This window comes from Nocardia jiangsuensis (assembly GCF_042650385.1).
GTDB lineage: Bacteria > Actinomycetota > Actinomycetes > Mycobacteriales > Mycobacteriaceae > Nocardia > Nocardia jiangsuensis.
This window is the reverse complement of record NZ_JBHSAX010000019.1, coordinates 234,295-255,074: the sequence shown is the minus strand read 5'-3', so window position 1 is coordinate 255,074 and position 20,780 is coordinate 234,295. Positions and strand designations below refer to the sequence as shown.

Genomic DNA, 20,780 nt, shown 5'->3' with positions numbered 1-20,780 from the left:
GCGCGGGCGAAACGAATTCACCGGCCGCCCGCCCGCAGGCTGCGGGTCACCTCGTCGGCGCGCTCCTCGGGAACGCGGACGTCGTAGCTGTGCGCGACCAGGGTGTGCCCGCCGGTCAGCTCGCGGCGGTTCCTGGTGGCGCGGTGCCCGGCAGCGCCGGCGACCGCGCCCCACAGCGCGGCGGCAGGCACCGCGAGGGCGAGCGCCTGCCAGGCGGGGGCCGCGGCGAAGGCCACGGTCAGCAGGACGAGCAGCACCCCGAACCAGGCCCCGGCCGCGGCGCCGGCCCCGGTCGCGCGGGCCGCGGTCATCCGGCCGGTGACCTGTTCGACGGTGCGCAGCCCCTTGCCGACGATCTGCGCCTCCCCGGCCGGGAAGCCGCCATCGGCGAGCCGCTCGACCAGCTCCTGCGCGGGTGGGTAGTCGTTGAAGGAGGCGATGACCTGCTGCGGTCCGGTGGTACCCGTCATGTGCTCGACCTCGTTACGCGCTGGTTGCGGATGAATCGCTGCGATCACTACCCGCGGCACACGGGGCCATGTCGTGACGGGATCCGACGTTTGCCCCAGGACGGACGGGGGATCCGGAGCGGTTCAGTCCGGGCGCGGCGCGGGGGCGTGCGGGGCGCCGATCCAGTGCAGCAGCCGGTGGATGATCTCGTCGGTGAGCCGGTAGCGCATGACCCGCCCGGTCCTGGTCGAGGTGACCCAGCCCTGGTGGCGCAGGATGCGCAGGGCGTGCGAGGCGGCGGTGGCGCTCATGCCGACGGCGGCGGCGAGCTCGGTGACGTTCTGGTCCGGGGTGTGGTGCAGGCACACCAGCAGCCGCAGCCGATTGGCGTCGGCGAGCAGTTCGAAGCGCTGCGCCCAGCCCGCGATCCCGGTGACGTCGATGCCGGGGACGGCGGGCTCGTGGCCGAGCGAGGTGGGGGCGGGCACGGCTCCACTCTGCCGGTCCGGGGGCGGCGAGGCCAGCCCGCCCCGATATCGGTCTGCATGTTCAGATATTCCGAGTAATGTTCCGCCGGGTGAACGTCAGCACCTCAGCCATGCACCTGAGCGACGGCATCGTCGACGCCCCCACCTCCGCGGCCTTCGCCCTGGTCGCTGTCGCCGGGCTCGGCGTCGCGGCCTGGCGGGCGCGGGCGGAGCTGGACGAGCGCGCCGCGCCGATGGCAGGACTGGTGGCCGCCTTCATCTTCGCGGTGCAGATGGTGAACTTCCCGATCCTGCCCGGGGTGAGCGGGCACCTGCTCGGCGGCGCGCTCGCCGCCGTCCTGGTCGGCCCGTACGTCGGCGCGCTGTGCGTGGCGATCGTGCTGGTGGTGCAGGCGCTGCTCTTCGCCGACGGCGGGCTCAGCGCGCTGGGCACGAACATCACCAATATGGCGCTGATCGGGGTGGGTGCCGGGTACCTGGTGGCGCGCGGACTGCTTCCGGTGTTCGCGCGGCGCGGGGGCATCGGGGTGGTCGCGTTCGTCGCGGCGACGGCCGGAACGCTCTGCGCGGCGCTCGGCTTCGTGCTGGAGTACGCGATCGGCGGGGCCGCCGGGTCGACGCTCGGCGCGGTCACCGGATACATGCTGGTCACGCATACGCTCATCGGTATCGGGGAGGGGCTGATCACCGCGGTCACCGTGGTCGCGGTGGCGAAGGCCAGGCCGGATCTGGTGTACCTGCTGCGCAGCACGGGCGCGCCCAGGGTCTCGCTGAACGCCTTCCTGTTCGGCTTCGCGGCGGCGGCCGTGCTGGTGGCCGGGGCGCTGTCGTACCTGGCCAGCTCGCAGCCGGACGGGCTGGACGCCACCACCCAGCGCGGCTGCACCGTGGTCGCCGAGCAGCTGGAGGGCGAGTGCATCGCGCAGAGCGCCGAGGACCACGAACTGGCCGACTCCCCGCTGGCCGACTACACCGTCGGCGGTGATTCCGCGCTGACCGGCCTCGCCGGAATCCTGGGGGCGGCCGCCACCTTCGCCGTGCTGTTCGCCCTGGTCCGCATCCTGCTCGCGGCGCGGCCGAGCCGGAGCCGGGTCGGGTGAGGGCGGACCGGCTGTACCTGCCCGGTGTCTCCGCGCTGCACCTGGCGCCCGCCGAGGTGAAGATCGCCGGGGCGGTGCTGCTGGTGGTGGCCGTGGTGGCGACGCCACGCGAGACGGTCTGGCCGTACGCCGTCTTCGCGGCCGGGCTGCTCGCGCTGTGGGCGGCGGCGCGGATCCCGCTGCGCTGGATCGCGCCGCGGTTGCTGATCGAGCTGCCGTTCCTGGTGCTCGCGCTGCTGCTGCCCTTCGCCGCCGGGGAGCCGCGGACCGCGCTGCTCGGGCTGTCGCTCTCCACGGCCGGGCTCTGGGCCGCCTGGGGCATCGTGGCGAAAGGGACGCTCGGCGTCGGTATCTCGCTGACGCTGGCGGCCACGACCGCGGTGCGCGAGCTGCCCGGCGGGCTGACCAGGCTGCGGGTGCCGGGGCTGATCGTCACCATCGTGGTGCTCATGCTGCGCTACGTCGACGTGATCGCCGACGAGGCCGCCCGCATGCGGCTGGCCCGGATCTCGCGCGGCGACGACCCGCGCTCGCTCGCCCAGGTCACGGCGACCGCGCGCGGGGTCGGGGCGCTGTTCCTGCGCTCCTACGAGCGCGGCGAGCGGGTGCACCTGGCCATGCTCTCGCGCGGCTTCACCGGCAGCGTCCCCGCGCTCGGCGCCCGCCCCGCCGCGCGGCGCGACTGGTTGGCGGCGGGCGCGGCGGTGCTGGCCGCCGCCGGTGTCTGCGCCTGCGCGTGGGTGGCGCGGTGAGCACCGAGCCCGCGGTGCGCCTCACCGACCTGACCTTCGCCTACCCCGACGGCACCCGCGCGCTGGACGGGCTCTCGCTCACCGTGCGGGCGGGCGAGCGGGTCGCCGTGCTCGGTCCGAACGGGGCCGGGAAATCCACGCTCGTGCTGCACCTGAACGGGGTGCTCACGGCGAGCGCGGGCGAGGTCGTGATCGGCGGCACCCGGCTGGAGCGCGGGACCGTGCGGGAGATCCGCAGGCGGGTCGGGGTGGTGTTCCAGGACCCGGACGACCAGCTCTTCATGCCGACCGTCGCCCAGGACGTCGCCTTCGGACCGCACAACTTCGGCGTGCGCGGCACGGAACTCACCGAAGCCGTCGACTTCGCGCTGCGGGCTGTCGCCATGACCGACCGCGCCGACCGCTCCCCCACCCGGCTCTCCCTCGGTGAGCGCCGCCGCGCCGCGCTGGCCACGGTGCTCGCCTGCCGTCCCGAGGTGCTCGTCCTCGACGAGCCCGCCGCCAACCTCGACCCGGTCGCGCGCCGCGAGCTGGCCGCGATCCTGGCGCCGCTGCCCGCCACGCTGCTGCTGGTCACCCACGACCTGCCGTACGCCGAGCGGGTCTGCTCGCGCGCGGTGATCCTGGACGGCGGGCAGATCGTCGCCGACGGGGCGATCGGCGCGGTGCTCGGGGACCACGAGCTCCTGGCCAGGCACCGGTTGCGCTGACTACGCCACGACCGGGCGCTGGGCGACGCCGACGTATTCGCTCAGCGGCCGGATGAGCGCGTTGGACTCGCCCTGCTCGATGATGTGCGCGGTCCAGCCGGTGATCCGGCTCATGACGAAGATCGGGGTGAAGACCTCGATATCGAAGCCGAGCAGGTAGTAGGCGGGGCCGGTCGGGAAGTCGAGGTTCGGTCTGATCCCGGTGGCGTCGATCATGGCGCGTTCGAGGATGTCGTACATGCGCACCCACTTCTGCCCGTCGGTGGCGGCCGCGATATCGAGCAGTGCCCGCTTCATGGTCGGCACCCGGGAGTCGCCGTTCCGGTAGACCCGGTGGCCGAAGCCCATGACCTTGTCCTCGGCCGCGAGCCTGGCGCGCAGCCACTCCGCTGCCCGCGCCGGGTCGCCGATCTCGAGCATGTGGTGCATGACTGCCTCGTTCGCCCCGCCGTGCAGCGGGCCCTTCAGCGCGCCGATTCCCGCGGTGACCGCGCTGTAGATGTCCGACAGGGTGGAGGTGACCACGCGGGCGGCGAAGGTCGAGGCGTTGAAGCTGTGCTCGGCGTAGAGGATCAGCGACACCTCGAACGCCGCGACCAGCTCGCGCGAAGGGACCTTCCCGAAGCACATGTTCAGGAAGTTCTCCGCGTACCCGAGGTGCGAGTGCGGTGCGATCGGGTCCCGGCCGTGCCTGCGCCGGTGGTCGGCGGCGACGATGGTGGGCAGCACGGCGAACATGCGCAGCGCCTTGGCGCGGTTGGCCCGCGGCGAGTTGTCCTCGGCGGCGGCGTCTTCCGCGCCGAGGTAGCTGATCGCGGTGCGGACCACGTCCATCGGGTGGCAGGTGTCGGGCATCTTGGCCACCAGCGAGAGCAGCGAGCGATCGACCCGGCGTGAGGCGCGCTCCTGCTGCCGGAAGCGTTCCAGCTCGGCGTCGCTGGGCAGCTCGCCGTTCCAGAGCAGGTAGGCGACCTCTTCGAAGGAGCAGTTGGCGGCCAGCTCCTGCACCGCGTAGCCGCGGTAGGTCAGCGAGTTGGTCTCGGGCACCACCTTGGAGATGGCGGTGGTGTCGACGACGACGCCTGCCAGGCCCTTGTGGATAACCGGCATCACTGGTTCCTTCCGAGAGCGAAGTCGAAGAGGTCGGAGTCGAACTCGCTGTAGCGCTCGTACTGCAGCAGCTCGTAGAGCCGGGAGCGCTGCTGCATACGGTCGAGCAGGCCCGATTGCGTTCCCTCGGCGAAGATCTCGCGCAGCCCCCGCTCGGCGGCGAACATGGCCAGCCGCAGCGTGGTCACCGGGTAGATGACCGCGTTGTAGCCGATCTGCTCCAGCACCGGGGCCGGGATCAGCTCGGATCTGCCGAACTCGGTCATGTTCGCCAGCAGCGGGATGTCCACCGCGGCCCGGAACTTCTCGAACTCGGCGACGGTGTGCAGTGCCTCGGTGAAGATCAGGTCAGCGCCCGCCTCGGCGTAGGCCTCGGCCCTGGCGACGGTGGCGTCGATGCCTTCGATCCCGGCGGCGTCGGTGCGCGCGCAGATCACGAAATCGGGGTCCCGGCGGGCGGTGACCGCGGCGGTGAGCCGGCGCAGCATGTCCTCGACCGGGACGACGGCCTTGCCGTCCAGGTGCCCGCAGCGCTTGGGGTTGACCTGGTCTTCCAGGTGCAGCCCGGCGATGCCCGCGTCCTCGAGCACGGTGACCGTGCGGGCGGCGCTCATGGGCTCGCCGAAACCGGTGTCGGCGTCGATGAGCACCGGAAGGTCGGTGACCCCGGCGATCTGCTGCCCGCGCCCGGCCACCTCGGTGAGCGTGGTGAGCCCGATATCGGGCAGGGCGAGCTCCGCGGAGAGCACCGCGCCGGAGACGTAGACGCCCTCGAACCCGATCTCCTGGATCAGCTTGGCCACCAGCGGATTGAACGCGCCGGGAAACCGCTGAATCCTCCCCGAGGTCAGCCCCGCGCGGAAGGCGATCCGCTTGTCCGCCGCGGCGGTGGTGCCGGCCGCCGGCAGGCCCGTCACCGGAACAGGCCGTTCGGCGACTTCGGCGCGCGGGCGAGCACATCCGCCGAGACGGTGACGGTGAGCTCCGACAACTCACCCGCGGTGAGTTCGCCCGCGCGCTGGACCACCTCCAGGAAACGATCCTGCTCGGCGGCCTCCACCACACCCTCGGCGAGGGTGCGGAACTTGGCGATGTACTGCTCCCGGGCGAACGGTCGCGCACCGAACGGGTGCGCATCGGCCACCGCGAGCTCGTCGGTGAGCACCGCACCGCTCTTCAGCGTGACCTCCGCCCGCGCCCCGAACGCCTTCTCCGCCGGGTCGGTCGAGTGGTAGCGCCGGGTCCACTCCGGGTCCTCGGCGGTGGAGATCTTGTGCCACAGCTCCACCGTGGACGGCCGCTGCGCGCGCTCGGGGGCATAGGAGTGCTCGTGGTGCCAGGTGCCGTCCTCCAGCGCGACCGCGAAGATATAGGGAACCGAGTGGTCGAGCGTCTCCCGCGAGGCGGTGGGGTCGAACTTCTGCGGGTCGCCGGAGCCGGTGCCGATCACCACGTGCGTGTGGTGGCTGGTGTGCAGCACGATCGAGGCGATCCGGTCCAGGTCACCGATCCGCTCGCGCATCCGCCTGGCCAGGTCGATCGGGGCCTGGCTCTGGTACTCGGCGGAGTGCTCCTTGGTGTAGGAGTCGAGGATCGCGCGCTTGGGCTCCCCCGGACCGGGCAGCGGCACCGAGTACTCGATGTCGGGGCCACCCAGCAGCCGGGCGATCACACCGTCCTCGCCCTCCCAGATCGGCGACGGCGCGCCCTCGCCGCGCAGCGCGCGGTCCACCGCCTCGACCGCCGTCTTCCCGGCGAAGGCCGGGGCGTACGCCTTCCAGCTGGAGATCTCGCCCTTGCGGGACTGGCGCGTTGCGGTGGTGGTGTGCAGGGCTTGGCCGACGGCCCGGTAGATCGTCGCGGGGTCGAGCCCGAGCAGGGTGCCGATGCCCGCCGCGGCCGATGGACCGAGGTGCGCCACGTGGTCGATCTTGTGTCGGTGCAGGCAGATGGCACGGGCCAGGTCGATCTGGATCTCGTAGCCGGTGGCGAGGCCGCGGATCAGGTCGCGGCCGGAGCGCCCCGCGTGCTGGGCCACCGCCAGGATCGGCGGGATGTTGTCGCCGGGGTGCGAGTACTCGGCCGCCAGGAAGGTGTCGTGGAAGTCGAGCTCGCGCACCGCCACCCCGTTGGCCCAGGCCGCCCACTCCGGGGAGTAGCGGCCGCGGGCGCCGAACACGGTCGCGCCCGGGGAGTAGGGGTGCGCCAGCGCCTGGGCGCGGGCATTGGCGACCGGGCGCCGGGTCAGCGACGCCGCCGAGACCGCGGCGTTGTCGATGATCCGGTTGACGATCATCTCCTCGGTCTCGGGGGCGACCTCGACGGGGTCGGTTGCCACCTCCGCGATCCGCCACGCCAGGTGCTGCTCGCGGGGGAAGTCCGCCGCGGAAGGGTGGGTGCGAACGAGATGATTCTGCACGGGCCGATGCCTCCGGTCGTCGCGGGAAAGTCGCTTCGTTCCGAACGCTACAAGCGGAGGACGTGCCGGAAAATGATTTGCACAGCGCGTATTCTGCGGAAGCGATCCAGTGAATCTGCGGAGTCTGCGAAAGGTATTCCGCCCGGTCGAGGCTGCGGCTACCCGGCGCGGCCGTGCACGGCGAGCGCCGCCGGACGGACGAGCGCGGCGGCGTGCTCGGCGAACTGCTCGTAGCAGCGGGCGACCGCGGCCAGCCCTGGCTCGGTGCGGGCCAGCTCGGCGGCGAGCGCGGCCACGGTGGCGTGCCTGCCCGGCAGTGCGGCGCCCGCGCCGGGATCACCGGTGGCGAGCACCTCGGCGCCCGCGCCCGCCATCGCCACACCGAGCCCGCCGAGCCGGACCAGCGCGGGCCGCGCCCGGTGCTCGGGGTGGTCCCGCCGCGTCGCCTCGGCGATCTCGGCCGCCAGCTCCGCCATCCGCCACGGGTGGATGCCTGCGCGCAACGCGGCGACGGCCGCGCGGAGTTCGCCCGGCCTGCGGCGCACCAGTGACCGCACCGCCCCGCGCTCGGCGCCCGCGCGCAGCACCGCTACCTCGGCCGCCAGGTCGGCGGCGATCTCGGCCTGCCGCGGATCCGCCGTCACCAGGGCGACGGTGGCGGTGGCGAGCACCGACCCGGCGCGCAGGCACATGGTGTGCAGCAGCGTGGGCGGCTCGGTGGGTGGCTCGCGCAATCGCCGCAGGACCAGGGCGATATCGGTCTCGCTCGGCAGCTGCCCGGTCAGCCGGGCGATGGCGGCCGCGGCCTCGGCCCGGTCCACGGGTACGCACGCGACCGACAGCTCGGCGGCGACCCGCGCGACCTCGTCCGCGCCGAGCCGGGGGCCGAGCAGGGCGAGCAGCGGAACCCGCCGCTGCGGCGGATCGTTCGGTTCGGCGCGGAGCCAGGCGACGACCTGCGCCGGAATCCGCGGCCATTCGACGTACACGCCTCCACGATGCCCAGCTCGGACCGGCTCAAACCTCGGTGTGTTCGACACGGAGAGCGGGGTCACCGCTTACCGCACTCGCCCCCGGGGTACCCGGTAACGACGAGTATGCGGGCGGGTGTTCCCGTCCCGGGAGGTGGTGGCGATGTCGTGGCGCGATCGGGTGGCTGCGTCGGTGTTCGGGGCCGTGGTGAGCGGCGGGCTGGTGGTGGCGCCCGCGGGGGCCGAGCCGCTGCTCGTACCGACCTACAGCTGCCGGCTACTCGACCAGAACATCACCGGGGTCACCACCGGCCGGGAGAACTGCACCGCCTCCGACGGCGCGCCGTCGGGATCGGTGCGCCAGCCGCTCCGGCTCGAGTTCCCGGCCGCGCGTACCGTCTTCACCTGCAAGGAGGGCGTGGTGCGGCTGCCGGACGACGTGCAGGGGCTGCGCTGCGTGCAGACCGAGGGGCCGTGGTGAGGTAGCAAGCTGGTTGCCACATTTCGGATGAAAGTGCATTTGCACAGTTCGGACCGACCAGTCGGCGTGACAAAACGATTTGCTGCGAAGCCTGCGAAGCGTGTCCCGGCGGAGGTCGAAATGTGTTGTGCTGAACGCGATGAGCACAGCACTGGAGATTCCGATGATCCTGGTCGGCCGCGTCGACCCCTGCGGCGACCACCCCGGCCACGACGCCGAACCGGCGGCAGCGCAACCGGATCCGGAGCCGGCGGCGAGCCACCGGCTGCGCTGGGCGCGCGCCCGCGACACCCCGGAGCCGTAGTCACGCCGAGCGCGGCAGCCGCCTGATACCGGAGCGGCGCGGGCGCGGCTCCGCCGGGGCGGGGAGCTCGGTCACCAGGTGCCGGTCCGGGGCCTCGGAGTAGAGCGTTTCCAGCAGCTCGGCGTAGCGTTTCGCCACCACGTCGCGGCGCACGGTGAGCTTCGGGGTGAGCTCGGGGCTCCCCGGCTCCCAGACGTGGTCGAGCAGCACGAAGCGCTTGATCTGCTCCGGCCGCGACACCCTGGCATTGCCCTCACGCACCGCCTCGGTGATCCGCTGCCGGACGGCGGGGCGCCCGGCCAGGATGGCGACGTCGGCGGCCACCACCCCGTTGCTCGCGGCATCCGCGGCGATGGCGGTGGTGTCCAGGGTGATCAGCGCGGTCAGGAACGGCCGCTGCTCGCCGAAGACCACCACGTTGCCGACCAGGAACGAGGCCGCGCGCACCGCGTTCTCGATCCGGGAGGGCGCGATGTTCTTGCCGGAGTCGTTGATGATCATGTCGCCGCGGCGGCCGACGATGCGGTAGTTGCCCGCCTCGTCGCGCTCGCCGAGGTCGCCGGTGCGCAGCCAGTCGCCGCGGTAGAAGGCGCGGCGGGTGCGGTCCGGGTCGCGGTGGTAGCCGCGCATCACCATCGGGCCGCGCACCAGCAGCTCGCCGTCGGCGGCCAGCCGCACCTCGGCCCCGCGCAGCGGCGCGCCGACGGTGCCGAGCCCGGGGTTGCCGGCGGTGGTCGTCGTGGTGACCCCGGCCGCCTCGGAGAGCCCCCAGACCTCGGTGAGCCGGATGCCGAGGCCGTGGAAGTACGCCAGCACCTCCGCCGGGATGGGCGCCGCACCGGAGGCCGCGAAGCGGATGTGGTCGAGCCCGATCCCGGCGCGGATCCTGCGCAGCACCAGCCGGTCCGCGATCCGCTGCCGCAGCCGCAGCACCGGGCCCGGTCGCCCGCCGGCCAGCTCGACCCTGGCGTGCGCGCTGCCGGTGCGCACCGCCCACCCGGCCACCGCGCGCTTCGCCCGGCGCGGCTCGGCCTCGATGGCGCTCTCGATCCCGGCCCGCGCCTTCTGCCACACCCGGGGCACGCCGAAGAGCACGGTGGGCCGCACCTCGGTCAGCACCTCGCCCATCCGGGCCGCGTCGGCCAGCGAGGTCACCTGGATGCCGCGGGTCATGCCCGCGTAGTGCGCGGTGATCCGGTCGGCGATGTGCGCGGCGGGCAGGTAGGAGACGATCCGGTCGTCGAAGTCGGCGGGCAGGTGCTCGCCGAGCGCGACCAGCTGCGCCAGGATGTTGGAGTGCGTCAGCTCGACGCCCTTGGGTGAGCCGGTGGTGCCCGCGGTGTAGGTGAGGGTGGCCAGGTCGTCCGGGCGCACCTGCTGCCAGCGGGTCTCGAAGTCGAAGTCCGGGTCGGCGTTCTCGATCAGCTGCGCCAGCGAGATCGCGCCCGGCCCCGGCTCGTCGACGCAGACGACGGCGGCGAAGTGCAGGCCGGTGCGGGTCAGCCGGGGCAGCAGCGCGCGCTCGGTGATCACGACGCGGTTGCCCGCGTTGCCGCAGACCTCGGCGATCTGCTCCGGCGCCGCGGTGTTGTAGAGCGAGAAGGGCACCGCGCCCAGGTGCAGCGCGGCGGTGTCGACCAGGTGGAACTCCGGGCGGTTCGCGAGCAGCAGCGCGATGGTCTCGCCGCGCGCCACCCGCAGCGCGGCCAGCCCGCCCGCGACCGCGCGCACGGCCGCGCGGTACTGCGCCCAGGTGTAGCTGCGGGCCGGGTCGAGCCCGCGCAGCGCGACCGCGTCCGGGCGCATCGCGGCGGTGGCCTGGAAGGCCTGCGGCAGCGTCGACACGTGCCTGCCCGAGCAGTGCGGAAAGCTGACGAACGGGAAGCGGCTCGGGTACATCAGTTCTCCACTCTCGACGTCGAGGCAGAATCAACGGTAACTTATTACCCAGATTCTCGGCCTGTTCTTCGTGATCGGAGCATGTTCTCATGCCAGCTTCTATCGGATCTTCCGACAACATCTTCGACCGGATCGGCGGCTACGATGCACTCGAGGTTGTCGTCGCCGACTTCTACACCCGGGTGCTCGCCGACGAGCGGCTGGCCGGCTTCTTCACCGGCGTGAACCTGAACCGGCTGCGCGGCAGACAGGTCGAGTTCTTCGCCACCGCGCTCGGCGGCCCCGACCCGTACACCGGCGCGCCGATGAAGCAGGTGCACCGGGGCCGCGGCATCACGCTGGCGCACTTCGGGCTGGTCGCCGGTTACCTCGCCGACGCGCTCACCGACGCCGGGGTGCCGCGCGCGCTGACCGAGGAGATCATCGCGGCGGTCGCACCGCTCGCGGGCGACATCACCTCGGGCTGATCAGCCGAACGGCACCGGGATCCCACCGCACCCGGCCGAGCCGATGGCGTGCGGCAGGCGCCGACGGCCTCGCTTCACCCGCCGTCGAACTCCAGCCCGGCGGGCAGCGGCTCGGCGGCCGGGTCGGGGCGCAGGTCGGCGCTGTTGGCGACGAGGGCGAGGCAGAGGTAGGAGCCGGCCACGAAGAGCAGCTCCAGCAACTCGGCGGCGCTGCGGTGCGCGGCGAGCTCGCGCCAGGTGTCCTCACCGACCCGGTGCCCGGCGAGCAGCTCGTCGGCGGCGCGCAGCAGCAGGCTCTCCTCGCGCGGCCAGAGCGCCGCGTCGGGGCCGTGCCGCACGGCGGCGACCTCCTCGGGAGAAAAGCCGTGGCGCAGCGCGATTCGCACGTGCTGCTCCCACTCGTAGCGGCAGCCGGTGCGCCAGGCCACGCGCAGGATCAGCAGCTCGCGGGCGCGCGGGTCCATGGCACCGCGCTCCAGCAGCAGCCCGTTGTAGCCGAGCCAGGCCGCGGCGAGCTCGGGGTGGTGGCCGAGCACGCCGAGGATGTTCGGCAACGGTGGGGCATCCGGGGCGCCGGAGAGGTAGCGGTCGGCCATGCCGACCTTGCCGCGGAGTAGTTCGCGGGCGTCGTCGTCCCACTTCTCGATCGGCAGCGGGGGCAGCCGTGGCTCGCTGGGCACCCGCTCAGCGTAGCGGGAGGGCCCGCGTTCGGGAAGCCCGTGCCGCGCTCAGGCCGGCTCACGCGCCCCGCGCAGCACCCGGTCGCCTTCGACCACGCGCAGGAAATCCTCGATCACGGCCACCGTCTCGGCGTGCCCGGTGTCGATGTCGAAGAACTCCTCCATCCGCAGCAGCCGGGAGACGCTGGACATGAGCATGACCACCGTGGTCGCGGTCCACGGCGCAGGCACGTCGCGGTAGCCGGCCAGGATCCGCCCGACCTCCTCGAGTTGCAGCTCACGGAAGCGCCGGGAGGACTCCGCGATCTCGGCGCGGATCGTCCTGCGATGCACGGCCATCGAGATGAACTCCATGGTGAGCGCGGTCTGCGACTGCCCGTGCACGGCCTCCCACAGCCCCCACAGCGGCTGCACGTCCTCGAACACCTCGCGCTGGTGCTGGTAACTGCGCTCGGCGCCGCGCCGGAACAGCTCGACGAAGAGGTTGTCCATGGTGTCGTAGTAGTAGTACACCAGCCCCGGGTTCACCCCGGCCCGCGCGGCGAGGCGCCGCGAACTCACCGCCGCGTAGCCCTCGTCGAGCATGATCTGCTCGGCCGCGTCCAGCAGCGCGACCCGGGTGGCCGCACCATCGGCCCTGCTCGCCCGCTCGGTCTTCATCGCCACCTCCATCAGCCCTTGACATCGGGATCGGGCCCACCCTATAACTTTAACCACCCGATCAAATTAACCGGGTGCTCAAACTCTCTCGCCGATCGGAGGACGCCATGGCACCCGACACACCGGCCAGGGTCACCGTCCGCTGCGGCAGGCGCACCGCCACCGGCGAGCACCGGAACGGCAACACGGTGCTGCAGATCGCCCGCATCCTCGGGCTTAATCCACCCTCCTCCTGCGAGATGGGCAACTGCGCCACCTGCATCGCGCGGGTGACGGAGGGCAGCGCGGTCATGCGCGTCAACGACGCGCTGACCGAGGACGAGGTAGCCGAGGGCTGGGTGCTCACCTGCCAGGCCGTGCCGACGACCCCGCTGCTGCGGGTCGACTACGACGATTAGGAGCCAACCGATGCCCTCATCCCACACCGCCGTCGTCACCGGCGGCGCCTCCGGCATGGGGCTGGCCATCGCGCAGCGCCTGGCCGCCCGCGGCGACCGGGTGGCGATCCTGGACCTGGACGGCGCGGGCGCCGAGCGCGCCGCCGCCGAGATCCGTGACAAGGGCGACACGGCAACGGGTTTCGCCGCCGACGTCACCGACCGCGCCGCCGTCGACGCCGCGCTGGCCGCGACCCGCGAGACCTACGGGCCGATCGACGTCCTGGTCACCAGCGCCGGGCTGGTCGCCTTCCAGCCCTTCACCGAGATCTCGCTCGAGTCCTGGAACCGGGTGCTCGCGGTGAACCTCACCGGGACGTTCCACTGCGTGCAGGCGGTGCTGCCGGACATGCTGGCCGGCCGCTGGGGCCGGATCGTCACGATCTCCTCCTCCAGCGCACAGCGCGGCTCGCCGGGCATGGTGCACTACACCGCGTCGAAGGGCGCGGTGATCGCCATGACCAAGGGGCTGGCACGCGAGTATGCCGCGCGCGGCATCACGGTGAACACCATTCCGCCGTCCGGGATCGACACCCCGATGTCGCGCTCCTCGCAGGCCGCGGGGCATCTGCCGGACAGCGCCACCATGGCGAACGCGATCCCGGTCGGCTTCCTCGGCACCGGCGACGACATCGCCGCGGCCTGCGCGTTCCTCTGCTCCGACGACGCCCGCTACATCACCGGCCAGGTGGTCGGTGTCAACGGCGGCACCGTCATCTGACCCGACGAAGGAGTACCGCGATGACCGATTGGCCCAAGCCCGCGGCGGGCAGCTGGACCGAGCACTACCCGGATCTGGGGACCGGGCCGATGTCCTTCGAGGACTCGGTCTCCCCGGAGTTCTACGAACTCGAGCGCACCGCGATCTTCGAACGCGCCTGGCTCAATATCGGCCGGGTGGAGCAGCTGCCGCGCGTCGGCAGCTACTTCACCAAGGAGATCGCCATCGCGCGCACCTCGATCCTGGTGGTGCGCGGCCGCGACCAGGAGGTGCGGGCGTTCCACAACGTCTGCCGGCATCGCGGCAACAAGCTGGTGTGGAGCGAGTTCCCGCGCGAGGAGGTCTCCGGCACCTGCCGCCAGTTCACCTGCAAGTACCACGGCTGGCGCTACGGCCTGGACGGCGGCTTGAACTTCGTGCAGCAGGAGGGCGAGTTCTTCGGGCTGGACAAGGGTGAGTTCGGGCTGGTCCCGGTGCACTGCGAGATCTGGGCCGGGTTCGTCTTCGTGAACCTGGCGCCGGAGCCGCCGCAGACGCTGACCGAGTTCCTCGGCCCCATGGTCGGCGCGCTCGCGGACTACCCGTTCGACCGGATGACCGAGCGGTACGACTTCAAGGCGGAGAACGCGAGCAACTGGAAGCTCTTCGCCGACGCCTTCCAGGAGTACTACCACGTGCCCGGGCTGCACTCGCAGCAGGTGCCGGGCGCGGTGCGCAAGCCGGACAATGGATTCACCTGCGCCCATTACCAATTGGACGGCCCGCACCGGATGGTGAGCACCGGCGGCGCCCGGCGCTGGACGCTGCCGCCGGAGTTCATGTACCCGATCGAGCGGGTCACCCGCAGCGGCCTGGTCGGCCCGTGGGAGTCGCCGGACATCGGGGAGCTGCCGCCCGGCATCAACCCGGGCCGCATCGATCCGTGGGGCATCGACAACTTCCAGATCTTCCCGAACGTCGAGATCCTCTTCTACCGCGGCTGGTACCTGATCTACCGCTACTGGCCGACCTCGCACAACACGCACACCTTCGAGGGCACGCTCTGCTACCAGCCCGCCGACTCGGTGCGCAAGCGGATCGAGCACGAGGTCTCCTCGGTGGTGTTCAAGGAGTTCGCGCTGCAGGACGCCGGCATGCTCACCGGCACCCAGACCGCGCTGGAGCAGGCGTACCGCACCGCGGGGATCACCGACTACCCGGTGAACGACCAGGAGATCCTGGTGCGCCACTTCCACAAGGCGGTCGCCGACTGGGTCGGCGCCTTCCACGGGGCGGCGGCGCGCTGATGCCGATGCTGCCCGCGGCCTTCGCCGAATTCGAGCGCTTCGCGCCGATCTGGTGCCTGCCCACCGAGTCCGAGCGCTGGAACAAGCGCCTGGCCAGCACCATGGCCGAGCTGACCGACTTCTACGACGCCTTCTTCCCGCGGCTGGACGACGCCATCGTCTACTGCGACAAGTTCCCGCTCGACGACCTGCCCGACGACGCGCTGAACCTGCTGCACCTCGTGTACTCGCTGGTCCAGGCGGCGATGGCGGTGGAGATCTTCTCCCAGCCCGCCCCGGTGGACAGCGCCGACGCCTATCTGGACCGGGTCGGCGAGCCGACCCCCTGAACGGAGACCACCATGACGACACTCACCGTCGAGAAGCTGGGCCGCGAGGTCGGCGCCGAGATCATCGGGCTCACCCCGGAGCGATTGCTCGGCGATCCGGGCGTGCCCGCCGCCATCCGGCAGGCGCTGGAGGACAACGGGGTGCTGGTCTTCCGCGGCCTGCACCTGGACCCGGAGACCCAGGTGGAGTTCTGCCGCACGCTGGGCCCGATCGACACCTCCCCCGGCCACCACCCGGTCGAGGGGATCTACCGGGTCAGCCTGGACACCGCGAAGAACTCGTCGGCGAGCTACCTGCGGGCCACCTTCGACTGGCACATCGACGGCTGCACGCCGGAGGACGACGCCTACCCGCAGATGGCGACCATGCTCTCGGCCAAGGCGGTCGCCGAGTCCGGCGGCGAGACCGAATTCGCCAGCACCTACTCGGCCTACGACGATCTCGACCCCGCCGAGCAGCAGCACCTGGCCGGGCTGCGGGTGGTGCACTCGCTGGAGGCGTCGCAGCGCCGGCTCACCCCCGACCCGACCCCGGAGCAGCTCGCGGCCTGGCGGCGGCGGCCGGTGCGCGAGCACCCGATCGTCTGGACGCACCGCTCCGGGCGGCGCTCGCTGGTGCTCGGCGCCTCGGCGGGCGAGGTGGTCGGGCTGGATGCCGAGCAGAGCCGGACCCTGCTCGACGGGCTGCTGGATCGCAGCACGACGCCGGAGCGGGTGTACCGGCACGAGTGGACCGTCGGCGACACGGTGATCTGGGACAACCGCGGCGTCATCCACCGGGCCGCCCCCTACGACGCCGGGTCGCCGCGCGAGATGTTGCGCACCACCGTGCTCGGCGACGAACCCATTCAGTGAGGAGTACGACCATGCCGCGTTGGCCCAAGCCCCCCGAGGGCAGCTGGACCGAGCACTACTCGGAGCTCGGTACCGACCCCATGTCCTACGAGGACTCCATCTCCCCCGAGTTCTACGAGCTGGAGCGCAAGGCCATCTTCGAGCGGGCCTGGCTCAATGTCGGCCGGGTGGAGCAGCTGCCGAAGGTGGGCAGCTACTACACCAAGGAGATCGACGCCGCGCGCAGCTCGGTCATCATCGTGCGGGACCGGGAGAAGCAGGTCCGCGCCTTCCACAATGTCTGCCGTCACCGCGGGAACAAGCTGGTGTGGAACGAGTTCCCGCGCGAGGAGACCTCCGGCACCTGCCGCCAGTTCACCTGCAAGTACCACGGCTGGCGCTACGGCCTGGACGGCGGGCTGAACTTCGTCCAGCAGGAGGGCGAGTTCTTCGACCTGGACAAGGGCGCCTACGGGCTGGCGCCCGTGCACTGCGAGGTCTGGTCCGGGTTCATCTTCGTCAATCTGGCGCCGGAACCGAGCCAGACCCTGCGCGAATTCCTCGGCCCGATGGTCACCGACCTGGAGGGCTACCCCTTCGACCGGATGACCGACCGCTTCACCTACCGGGCCGAGGTCGGCGCCAACTGGAAGCTCTACATGGACGCGTTCCAGGAGTTCTACCACGCACCGGTACTGCACGCGAGCCAGTCGCCGGACAACTACGCCACCGCCGCCCAGACGGCAGGCTTCGAGGCGCCGCACTACCAGCTGCAGGGCCCGCACCGGCTGGTCAGCACCTCGGGCGTGGTGACGTGGGAGCTCGACCCGAGCATGCGCAAGCCCATGGAGGACATCACCCGCAGCGGGCTCTTCGGCCCGTGGCAGCAGCCGGAGCTCGGCGAGATGCCGAGCGGGCTGAACCCGGCGAAGTGCGACCCGTGGGGGCTGGATTCGTTCCAGCTCTTCCCGAACTTCACCATCCTGATCTGGTCGGCCGGCTGGTACCTGACCTACCACTACTGGCCGACCGCCTACAACCGGCACATCTTCGAGGGCAACCTGTACTTCGTCCCGGCGAAGACCCCGCGCGAGCGGGTGGCGCTGGAGATGGCGGCGGTGACCTTCAAGGAGTACGCGCTGCAGGACTCCAACACCCTGGAGGCCACCCAGATCTCGCTGGAATCCCGTGCCGTGCGGCGCTTCCCGCTGAACGATCAGGAGATCCTGCTGCGGCACCTGCACAAGGTCGCCGGCGAGTGGGTCGGCGAGTACCGGAGCGAGGCGGTCCGATGAGCACACTGCTGCCCGCCGACTTCGCCGACCTGGAGCCGTGGGCCGAAACCTGGTCCCTGGCAACCGAACCCGAGCGCTACGACCGCCGGATGGCCAGCTCGATGGCGGAGATGCAGGCCTTCTACGACGCGATCACCCCGCGCGCCGAGGCCGCACTGACCTACCTGGACCGGTACACCCTGGACGACCTGCCCGACGACGGCCGCAGGCTGATGTGGCTGCTGCACTCGATGATCATGGTCTCCTTCCCGGTCGAGGTGTGGAGCCAGCCGAGGGTGCCGGATTCCGGTGCGGCCGCGCTGCACTGCGTCCTGGAGCCGCGCTCGTGACGGTCGTCCTGCGCGCCGCCAGATGGCTGGACGTGGAGACCGGGGAGCTGCACTCGCCCGCCGTGCTCGTGGTGGACGGCGAGCACATCGCGGCGGTCGACCCCGACGTCGTCCCGGAGGGCGCGGTGCTGCACGACCTCGGCGACGTCACGCTGCTGCCCGGGTTGATGGACATGGAGATCAACCTGCTCATCGGCGGCCCGGAGACCCCGACCGGGCTGCCGCTGCCCATGCACGGCGTGCAGGACGACCCGGTCTACCGCACGCTGCGCGCCACCGTGAACGCGCGGATCACCCTGGAGGCCGGGTTCACCACGGTCCGCAATCTGGGGCTGATGGTGAAGACCGGCGGCTACCTGCTCGACGTCGACCTGCACCGGGCCATCGAGCAGGGCTGGTTCCCCGGCCCGCGCATCCACTCCGCGGGCCACGCCATCACCCCCACCGGCGGGCACCTGGACCCCACCATGTTCCAGCGCCTCGCCCCGCACATCATGCCGTTGGCGGTGGAGGAGGGGATCGCCAACGGCGTCGACCAGGTGCGGCACGCGGTGCGCTACCAGATCAAGTACGGCGCACAGCTGATCAAGGTCTCCGCCTCCGGCGGGGTGATGTCGCACAGCACCGCGCCCGGCATCCAGCAGTACTCGGACGAGGAGCTGGCCGCCATCGTGGACGAGGCGCACCGGGCCGGGCTGCACGTGGCCGCGCACGCGCACGGCGACGCCGGGATCCGCGCCTGCATCCGCGCGGGGGTCGACTGCATCGAGCACGGCTCGCTGGCCAGCGACGACACCATCGCCATGATGGTCGAGCACGGCACCTACCTGGTGCCGACCAGCTACCTCTCCGAGGGGCTCGACGTGTCGAAAGCGCCGGCCGCCCTGCAGGAGAAGGCCGCCGTGGTCTTCCCGCAGGCCAGGCGGATGCTCGGGAAGGCGATCGCGGCCGGGGTGAAGATCGCCTGCGGCACCGACGCGCCCGCCGTCCCGCACGGCGACAACGCCAAGGAGCTGTGGGCGCTGGTCGACCGCGGCATGACCCCGGCGCAGGCGCTGCGCGCGGCCACCGTGGTGAGCGCCGAGCTGCTCGGCGTCACCGACCGCGGCAGGCTCGAACCCGGGCTGCTCGCCGACATCATCGCCGTGCCCGGCGACCCGACCACCGACATCACCCGCACCCAGCACGTCGCCTTCGTCATGAAGGGCGGCGTGGTGCACAAGAACACCACCGCCTGACAGGAGTCACCATGCCGACCGGAATCCTCTTCGTCGAGTCGAGCCCCAAGTCCGCGGACGAGGCCGCCGCCTACCACGACTGGTACGAGAACACGCACCTGGCCGAGATGTGCAAGCTGGACGGCGTGGTCGCCGCGCGCAGGCTCGCCGTGGTCGGCGAGGACAGTTTCGTCGCGCTCTACGAGATCGAGGCCGACGATCTGGACGCCGTGCGCGCCGGGCTCGGGGCCGCGTCGCGCTCCGGGCAGATGTCGCCGCCGGTGGGGCTGTGCACCGACCCGCCGCCGACCGTCCGGCTGCTCCGCGACATCGCCTCCTACCGGGCCTGACGTGACCGCGCATTCCGAGCTGCCCGCCCACGCCCCGCGCTCCGGTCGGTGGGACATCGACCGGCTCTACCTCGGGGGGCGCTGGCAGCCCGCCGGCGGCAGCGGCGTCATCGAGGTCGTCTCCCCGCACACGGAAGCGGTGGTCGCCCGGGTCGCCGCGCCGACCGCCGCCGATGTCGACGCCGCGGTCCTGATCGCCCGCGAATCGTTCGACCACGGCCCGTGGCGGCACACCCCGGTCGCCGAGCGGGTCGCGGTACTCCGTGACCTGGCCGACCGCTACACCGCCCGCGAACCGGAACTGGCCGGGCTGGTCACCGCGGAGATGGGCGCACCCGCCCGCTTCGCCCGCTCCGCGCACGCGAAACTGCCCGGCGTGATGATGCGCGCGCTGACCGACGTGGCGGCGACCTTCCCGTGGGAGGAGACCCGCCCCGGCTACCTCGGGGCCGACGTGCTGGTCACGCACGAGCCGGTCGGGGTGGTCGCAGCCATCGTCCCGTGGAACATGCCGGTCTTCCTCACCGTGGCCAAGCTGATCCCGGCGCTGCTCGCGGGGTGCAGCGTCGTGCTCAAACCCTCGCCGGAGACCCCGCTCGACGCCTACCTCATGGCGGAGCTGCTCGCCGAGAGCGGGATTCCGCCCGGCGTCGTCTCCATCCTGCCCGGCGACGGCGAACTCGGCGCCCACCTGGTGGCGCACCCCGGCGTGGACAAGGTGTCGTTCACCGGCTCCACCGCGGCGGGCAGAAGGGTGGCCGCGGCCTGCGCCCCCGCGCTGCGCAAGGTGAGCCTCGAGCTCGGCGGCAAATCGGCCGCCGTGGTGCTCGACGACGCCGACCCCGAGCAGGTCGCCACCGGCGCCCAGGTGGCGGCGCTCATGAACGGCGGCCAGGCCTGCGTCGCGCAGACTCGGATCCTGGTGCCGCGCAACCGCTACCGCGAGCACGTCGAGGCACTGAGCGAGATGGTCTGGAAGCTGCGCGTCGGCGACCCGGCCGACGAGGCCACCGATATCGGCCCGCTGGTCTCGGCCAGGCAGCGCGACCGCGTGCACGGCTACGTCGAGGCCGGGCTCCGCGAAGGCGCGAAGGCCGTGGTCGGCGGGGTGGGCGCACCGCCCGGCTGCGAACGCGGCTGGTACGTCCGGCCGACGCTCTTCACCGAGGTCGAGCCCGGGATGCGGATCGCGACCGAGGAGATCTTCGGCCCGGTGATCACCGTGCTCGCGCACGACGGCGACGACGACGCCGTGGCGCTGGCCGACGCCACCGAGTACGGCCTCTCCGGCTCGGTCTGGTCGGCCGACCCGCGGCGGGCGCTGGCGGTGGCACGCCGGATCCGCAGCGGAACCGTCGGGATCAATGCCGCCTACAGCATGGATCCGGTCGCCCCCTTCGGCGGCGTCAAGGCCAGCGGGATCGGCCGCGAGTTCGGCCGCGAGGGGCTGGCCGGCTACCTCACCACCAAATCCGTGTCCGGAATCTAGAG

At 72.0% G+C, this 20,780-nt stretch carries 25 protein-coding genes and 1 pseudogene; 17 read left to right on the top strand and 9 right to left on the bottom strand.

Annotated elements, in window-relative coordinates; all coding sequences use genetic code 11:
* Window positions 1-17: 17 nt before the first annotated feature.
* Together ACFO0B_RS24130 and ACFO0B_RS24125 are read right to left on the bottom strand one after the other, a co-directional pair.
* A complete protein-coding gene (locus tag ACFO0B_RS24130) occupies window positions 18-470 on the bottom strand; it encodes a general stress protein (RefSeq protein ID WP_378614843.1) in 453 nt (150 codons plus the stop codon).
* Between the two features lie 123 nt (window positions 471-593).
* Window positions 594-938, bottom strand: coding sequence for an ArsR/SmtB family transcription factor (locus ACFO0B_RS24125; RefSeq protein WP_378614842.1), 345 nt, complete (start codon window positions 936-938; stop codon window positions 594-596).
* A gap of 110 nt (window positions 939-1,048) precedes the next feature.
* Between ACFO0B_RS24125 and ACFO0B_RS24120 the strand changes: the two are divergent.
* The 4 genes and pseudogenes from ACFO0B_RS24120 to ACFO0B_RS24105 form a co-directional block, all read left to right on the top strand.
* Window positions 1,049-1,696, top strand: a pseudogene (locus ACFO0B_RS24120) (energy-coupling factor ABC transporter permease); the annotation flags it as partial.
* Entirely contained in the window at window positions 1,670-2,038 is a 369-nt protein-coding gene (locus ACFO0B_RS24115; RefSeq protein ID WP_378615293.1) for a PDGLE domain-containing protein, read from the top strand. The pseudogene ACFO0B_RS24120 and the gene ACFO0B_RS24115, both read left to right, overlap by 27 nt.
* On the top strand, window positions 2,035-2,790 hold the full coding sequence (cbiQ, locus tag ACFO0B_RS24110) for a cobalt ECF transporter T component CbiQ (protein WP_378614841.1): 756 nt from the start codon (window positions 2,035-2,037) through the stop codon (window positions 2,788-2,790). The genes ACFO0B_RS24115 and cbiQ overlap by 4 nt, the downstream gene beginning before the upstream one ends.
* Entirely contained in the window at window positions 2,787-3,500 is a 714-nt protein-coding gene (locus ACFO0B_RS24105) for an energy-coupling factor ABC transporter ATP-binding protein (RefSeq protein ID WP_378614840.1), read from the top strand. The genes cbiQ and ACFO0B_RS24105 overlap by 4 nt, the downstream gene beginning before the upstream one ends.
* Here ACFO0B_RS24105 and ACFO0B_RS24100 read toward each other — a convergent pair whose 3' ends face one another.
* The 4 genes from ACFO0B_RS24100 to ACFO0B_RS24085 all read right to left on the bottom strand — a co-directional run bounded on the left by ACFO0B_RS24100 (window position 3,501) and on the right by ACFO0B_RS24085 (window position 8,018).
* Window positions 3,501-4,610, bottom strand: a complete 1,110-nt coding sequence (locus ACFO0B_RS24100) for a bifunctional 2-methylcitrate synthase/citrate synthase (protein WP_378614839.1) — start codon at window positions 4,608-4,610, stop codon at window positions 3,501-3,503.
* On the bottom strand, window positions 4,610-5,527 hold the full coding sequence (prpB, locus tag ACFO0B_RS24095) for a methylisocitrate lyase (RefSeq protein ID WP_378614838.1): 918 nt from the start codon (window positions 5,525-5,527) through the stop codon (window positions 4,610-4,612). The genes ACFO0B_RS24100 and prpB overlap by 1 nt, the downstream gene beginning before the upstream one ends.
* Window positions 5,524-7,029, bottom strand: coding sequence for a 2-methylcitrate dehydratase PrpD (gene prpD, locus ACFO0B_RS24090; RefSeq protein WP_378614837.1), 1,506 nt, complete (start codon window positions 7,027-7,029; stop codon window positions 5,524-5,526). Before prpD ends, prpB begins: the two co-directional genes overlap by 4 nt.
* Window positions 7,030-7,187: 158 nt before the next feature.
* Entirely contained in the window at window positions 7,188-8,018 is an 831-nt protein-coding gene (locus ACFO0B_RS24085; protein WP_378614836.1) for a DUF3349 domain-containing protein, read from the bottom strand.
* Window positions 8,019-8,163: 145 nt separating this feature from the next.
* Here ACFO0B_RS24085 and ACFO0B_RS24080 point away from each other — a divergent pair, with 145 nt between their 5' ends.
* Both ACFO0B_RS24080 and ACFO0B_RS24075 read left to right on the top strand, forming a co-directional pair.
* Window positions 8,164-8,481 carry a hypothetical protein gene (locus ACFO0B_RS24080; RefSeq protein ID WP_378614835.1) on the top strand — a complete coding sequence of 106 codons (318 nt, stop codon included), beginning with the start codon at window positions 8,164-8,166 and terminating at the stop codon, window positions 8,479-8,481.
* Window positions 8,482-8,620: 139 nt separating this feature from the next.
* The gene (locus ACFO0B_RS24075; RefSeq protein ID WP_378614834.1) at window positions 8,621-8,785 is read left to right on the top strand and encodes a hypothetical protein; all 165 of its coding nucleotides are present in this window, start codon (window positions 8,621-8,623) and stop codon (window positions 8,783-8,785) included.
* Here the strand turns inward: ACFO0B_RS24075 and ACFO0B_RS24070 are convergent, their stop codons facing one another.
* The gene (locus tag ACFO0B_RS24070; RefSeq protein WP_378614833.1) at window positions 8,786-10,684 is read right to left on the bottom strand and encodes an AMP-dependent synthetase/ligase; all 1,899 of its coding nucleotides are present in this window, start codon (window positions 10,682-10,684) and stop codon (window positions 8,786-8,788) included.
* Window positions 10,685-10,773: 89 nt separating this feature from the next.
* On the opposite strand from ACFO0B_RS24070, the gene ACFO0B_RS24065 reads away from it, so the two are divergent.
* Window positions 10,774-11,151 carry a group I truncated hemoglobin gene (locus ACFO0B_RS24065; RefSeq protein WP_378614832.1) on the top strand — a complete coding sequence of 126 codons (378 nt, stop codon included), beginning with the start codon at window positions 10,774-10,776 and terminating at the stop codon, window positions 11,149-11,151.
* A 74-nt stretch (window positions 11,152-11,225) separates the two neighbouring features.
* Here the strand turns inward: ACFO0B_RS24065 and ACFO0B_RS24060 are convergent, their stop codons facing one another.
* Both ACFO0B_RS24060 and ACFO0B_RS24055 read right to left on the bottom strand, forming a co-directional pair.
* Window positions 11,226-11,831, bottom strand: a complete 606-nt coding sequence (locus ACFO0B_RS24060) for a carboxymuconolactone decarboxylase family protein (RefSeq protein ID WP_378614831.1) — start codon at window positions 11,829-11,831, stop codon at window positions 11,226-11,228.
* A 48-nt stretch (window positions 11,832-11,879) separates the two neighbouring features.
* Window positions 11,880-12,491: a TetR/AcrR family transcriptional regulator gene (locus ACFO0B_RS24055; protein WP_378614830.1), complete on the bottom strand. Its 612-nt coding sequence runs from the start codon at window positions 12,489-12,491 to the stop codon at window positions 11,880-11,882.
* 107 nt (window positions 12,492-12,598) lie between these two features.
* Between ACFO0B_RS24055 and ACFO0B_RS24050 the strand changes: the two genes are divergently transcribed.
* From ACFO0B_RS24050 to ACFO0B_RS24005, 10 genes are read left to right on the top strand one after another with little or no spacing between them, the layout of a single operon-like run.
* Window positions 12,599-12,889 carry a 2Fe-2S iron-sulfur cluster-binding protein gene (locus ACFO0B_RS24050; protein ID WP_378614829.1) on the top strand — a complete coding sequence of 97 codons (291 nt, stop codon included), beginning with the start codon at window positions 12,599-12,601 and terminating at the stop codon, window positions 12,887-12,889.
* 10 nt (window positions 12,890-12,899) lie between these two features.
* Window positions 12,900-13,649, top strand: a complete 750-nt coding sequence (locus ACFO0B_RS24045) for an SDR family NAD(P)-dependent oxidoreductase (RefSeq protein ID WP_378614828.1) — start codon at window positions 12,900-12,902, stop codon at window positions 13,647-13,649.
* A gap of 20 nt (window positions 13,650-13,669) precedes the next feature.
* Window positions 13,670-14,935, top strand: coding sequence for an aromatic ring-hydroxylating oxygenase subunit alpha (locus ACFO0B_RS24040; protein WP_378614827.1), 1,266 nt, complete (start codon window positions 13,670-13,672; stop codon window positions 14,933-14,935).
* Window positions 14,935-15,264 (top strand): hypothetical protein, encoded by a 330-nt coding sequence (locus ACFO0B_RS24035; RefSeq protein ID WP_378614826.1) that lies wholly within the window; start codon window positions 14,935-14,937, stop codon window positions 15,262-15,264. Before ACFO0B_RS24040 ends, ACFO0B_RS24035 begins: the two co-directional genes overlap by 1 nt.
* Before the next feature lie 12 nt (window positions 15,265-15,276).
* On the top strand, window positions 15,277-16,119 hold the full coding sequence (locus ACFO0B_RS24030; RefSeq protein WP_378614825.1) for a TauD/TfdA dioxygenase family protein: 843 nt from the start codon (window positions 15,277-15,279) through the stop codon (window positions 16,117-16,119).
* 11 nt (window positions 16,120-16,130) lie between these two features.
* Window positions 16,131-17,393 carry an aromatic ring-hydroxylating oxygenase subunit alpha gene (locus ACFO0B_RS24025; protein ID WP_378614824.1) on the top strand — a complete coding sequence of 421 codons (1,263 nt, stop codon included), beginning with the start codon at window positions 16,131-16,133 and terminating at the stop codon, window positions 17,391-17,393.
* Window positions 17,390-17,722 (top strand): hypothetical protein, encoded by a 333-nt coding sequence (locus ACFO0B_RS24020; protein WP_378614823.1) that lies wholly within the window; start codon window positions 17,390-17,392, stop codon window positions 17,720-17,722. Before ACFO0B_RS24025 ends, ACFO0B_RS24020 begins: the two co-directional genes overlap by 4 nt.
* Window positions 17,719-18,960, top strand: coding sequence for a metal-dependent hydrolase family protein (locus ACFO0B_RS24015; RefSeq protein ID WP_378614822.1), 1,242 nt, complete (start codon window positions 17,719-17,721; stop codon window positions 18,958-18,960). Before ACFO0B_RS24020 ends, ACFO0B_RS24015 begins: the two co-directional genes overlap by 4 nt.
* An 11-nt stretch (window positions 18,961-18,971) precedes the next feature.
* Complete coding sequence (locus ACFO0B_RS24010) at window positions 18,972-19,289, top strand: hypothetical protein (RefSeq protein ID WP_378614821.1); 318 nt, start codon at window positions 18,972-18,974, stop codon at window positions 19,287-19,289.
* Between the two features lie 55 nt (window positions 19,290-19,344).
* Window positions 19,345-20,778: an aldehyde dehydrogenase gene (locus ACFO0B_RS24005; RefSeq protein ID WP_378615291.1), complete on the top strand. Its 1,434-nt coding sequence runs from the start codon at window positions 19,345-19,347 to the stop codon at window positions 20,776-20,778.
* Window positions 20,779-20,780: the final 2 nt, after the last annotated feature.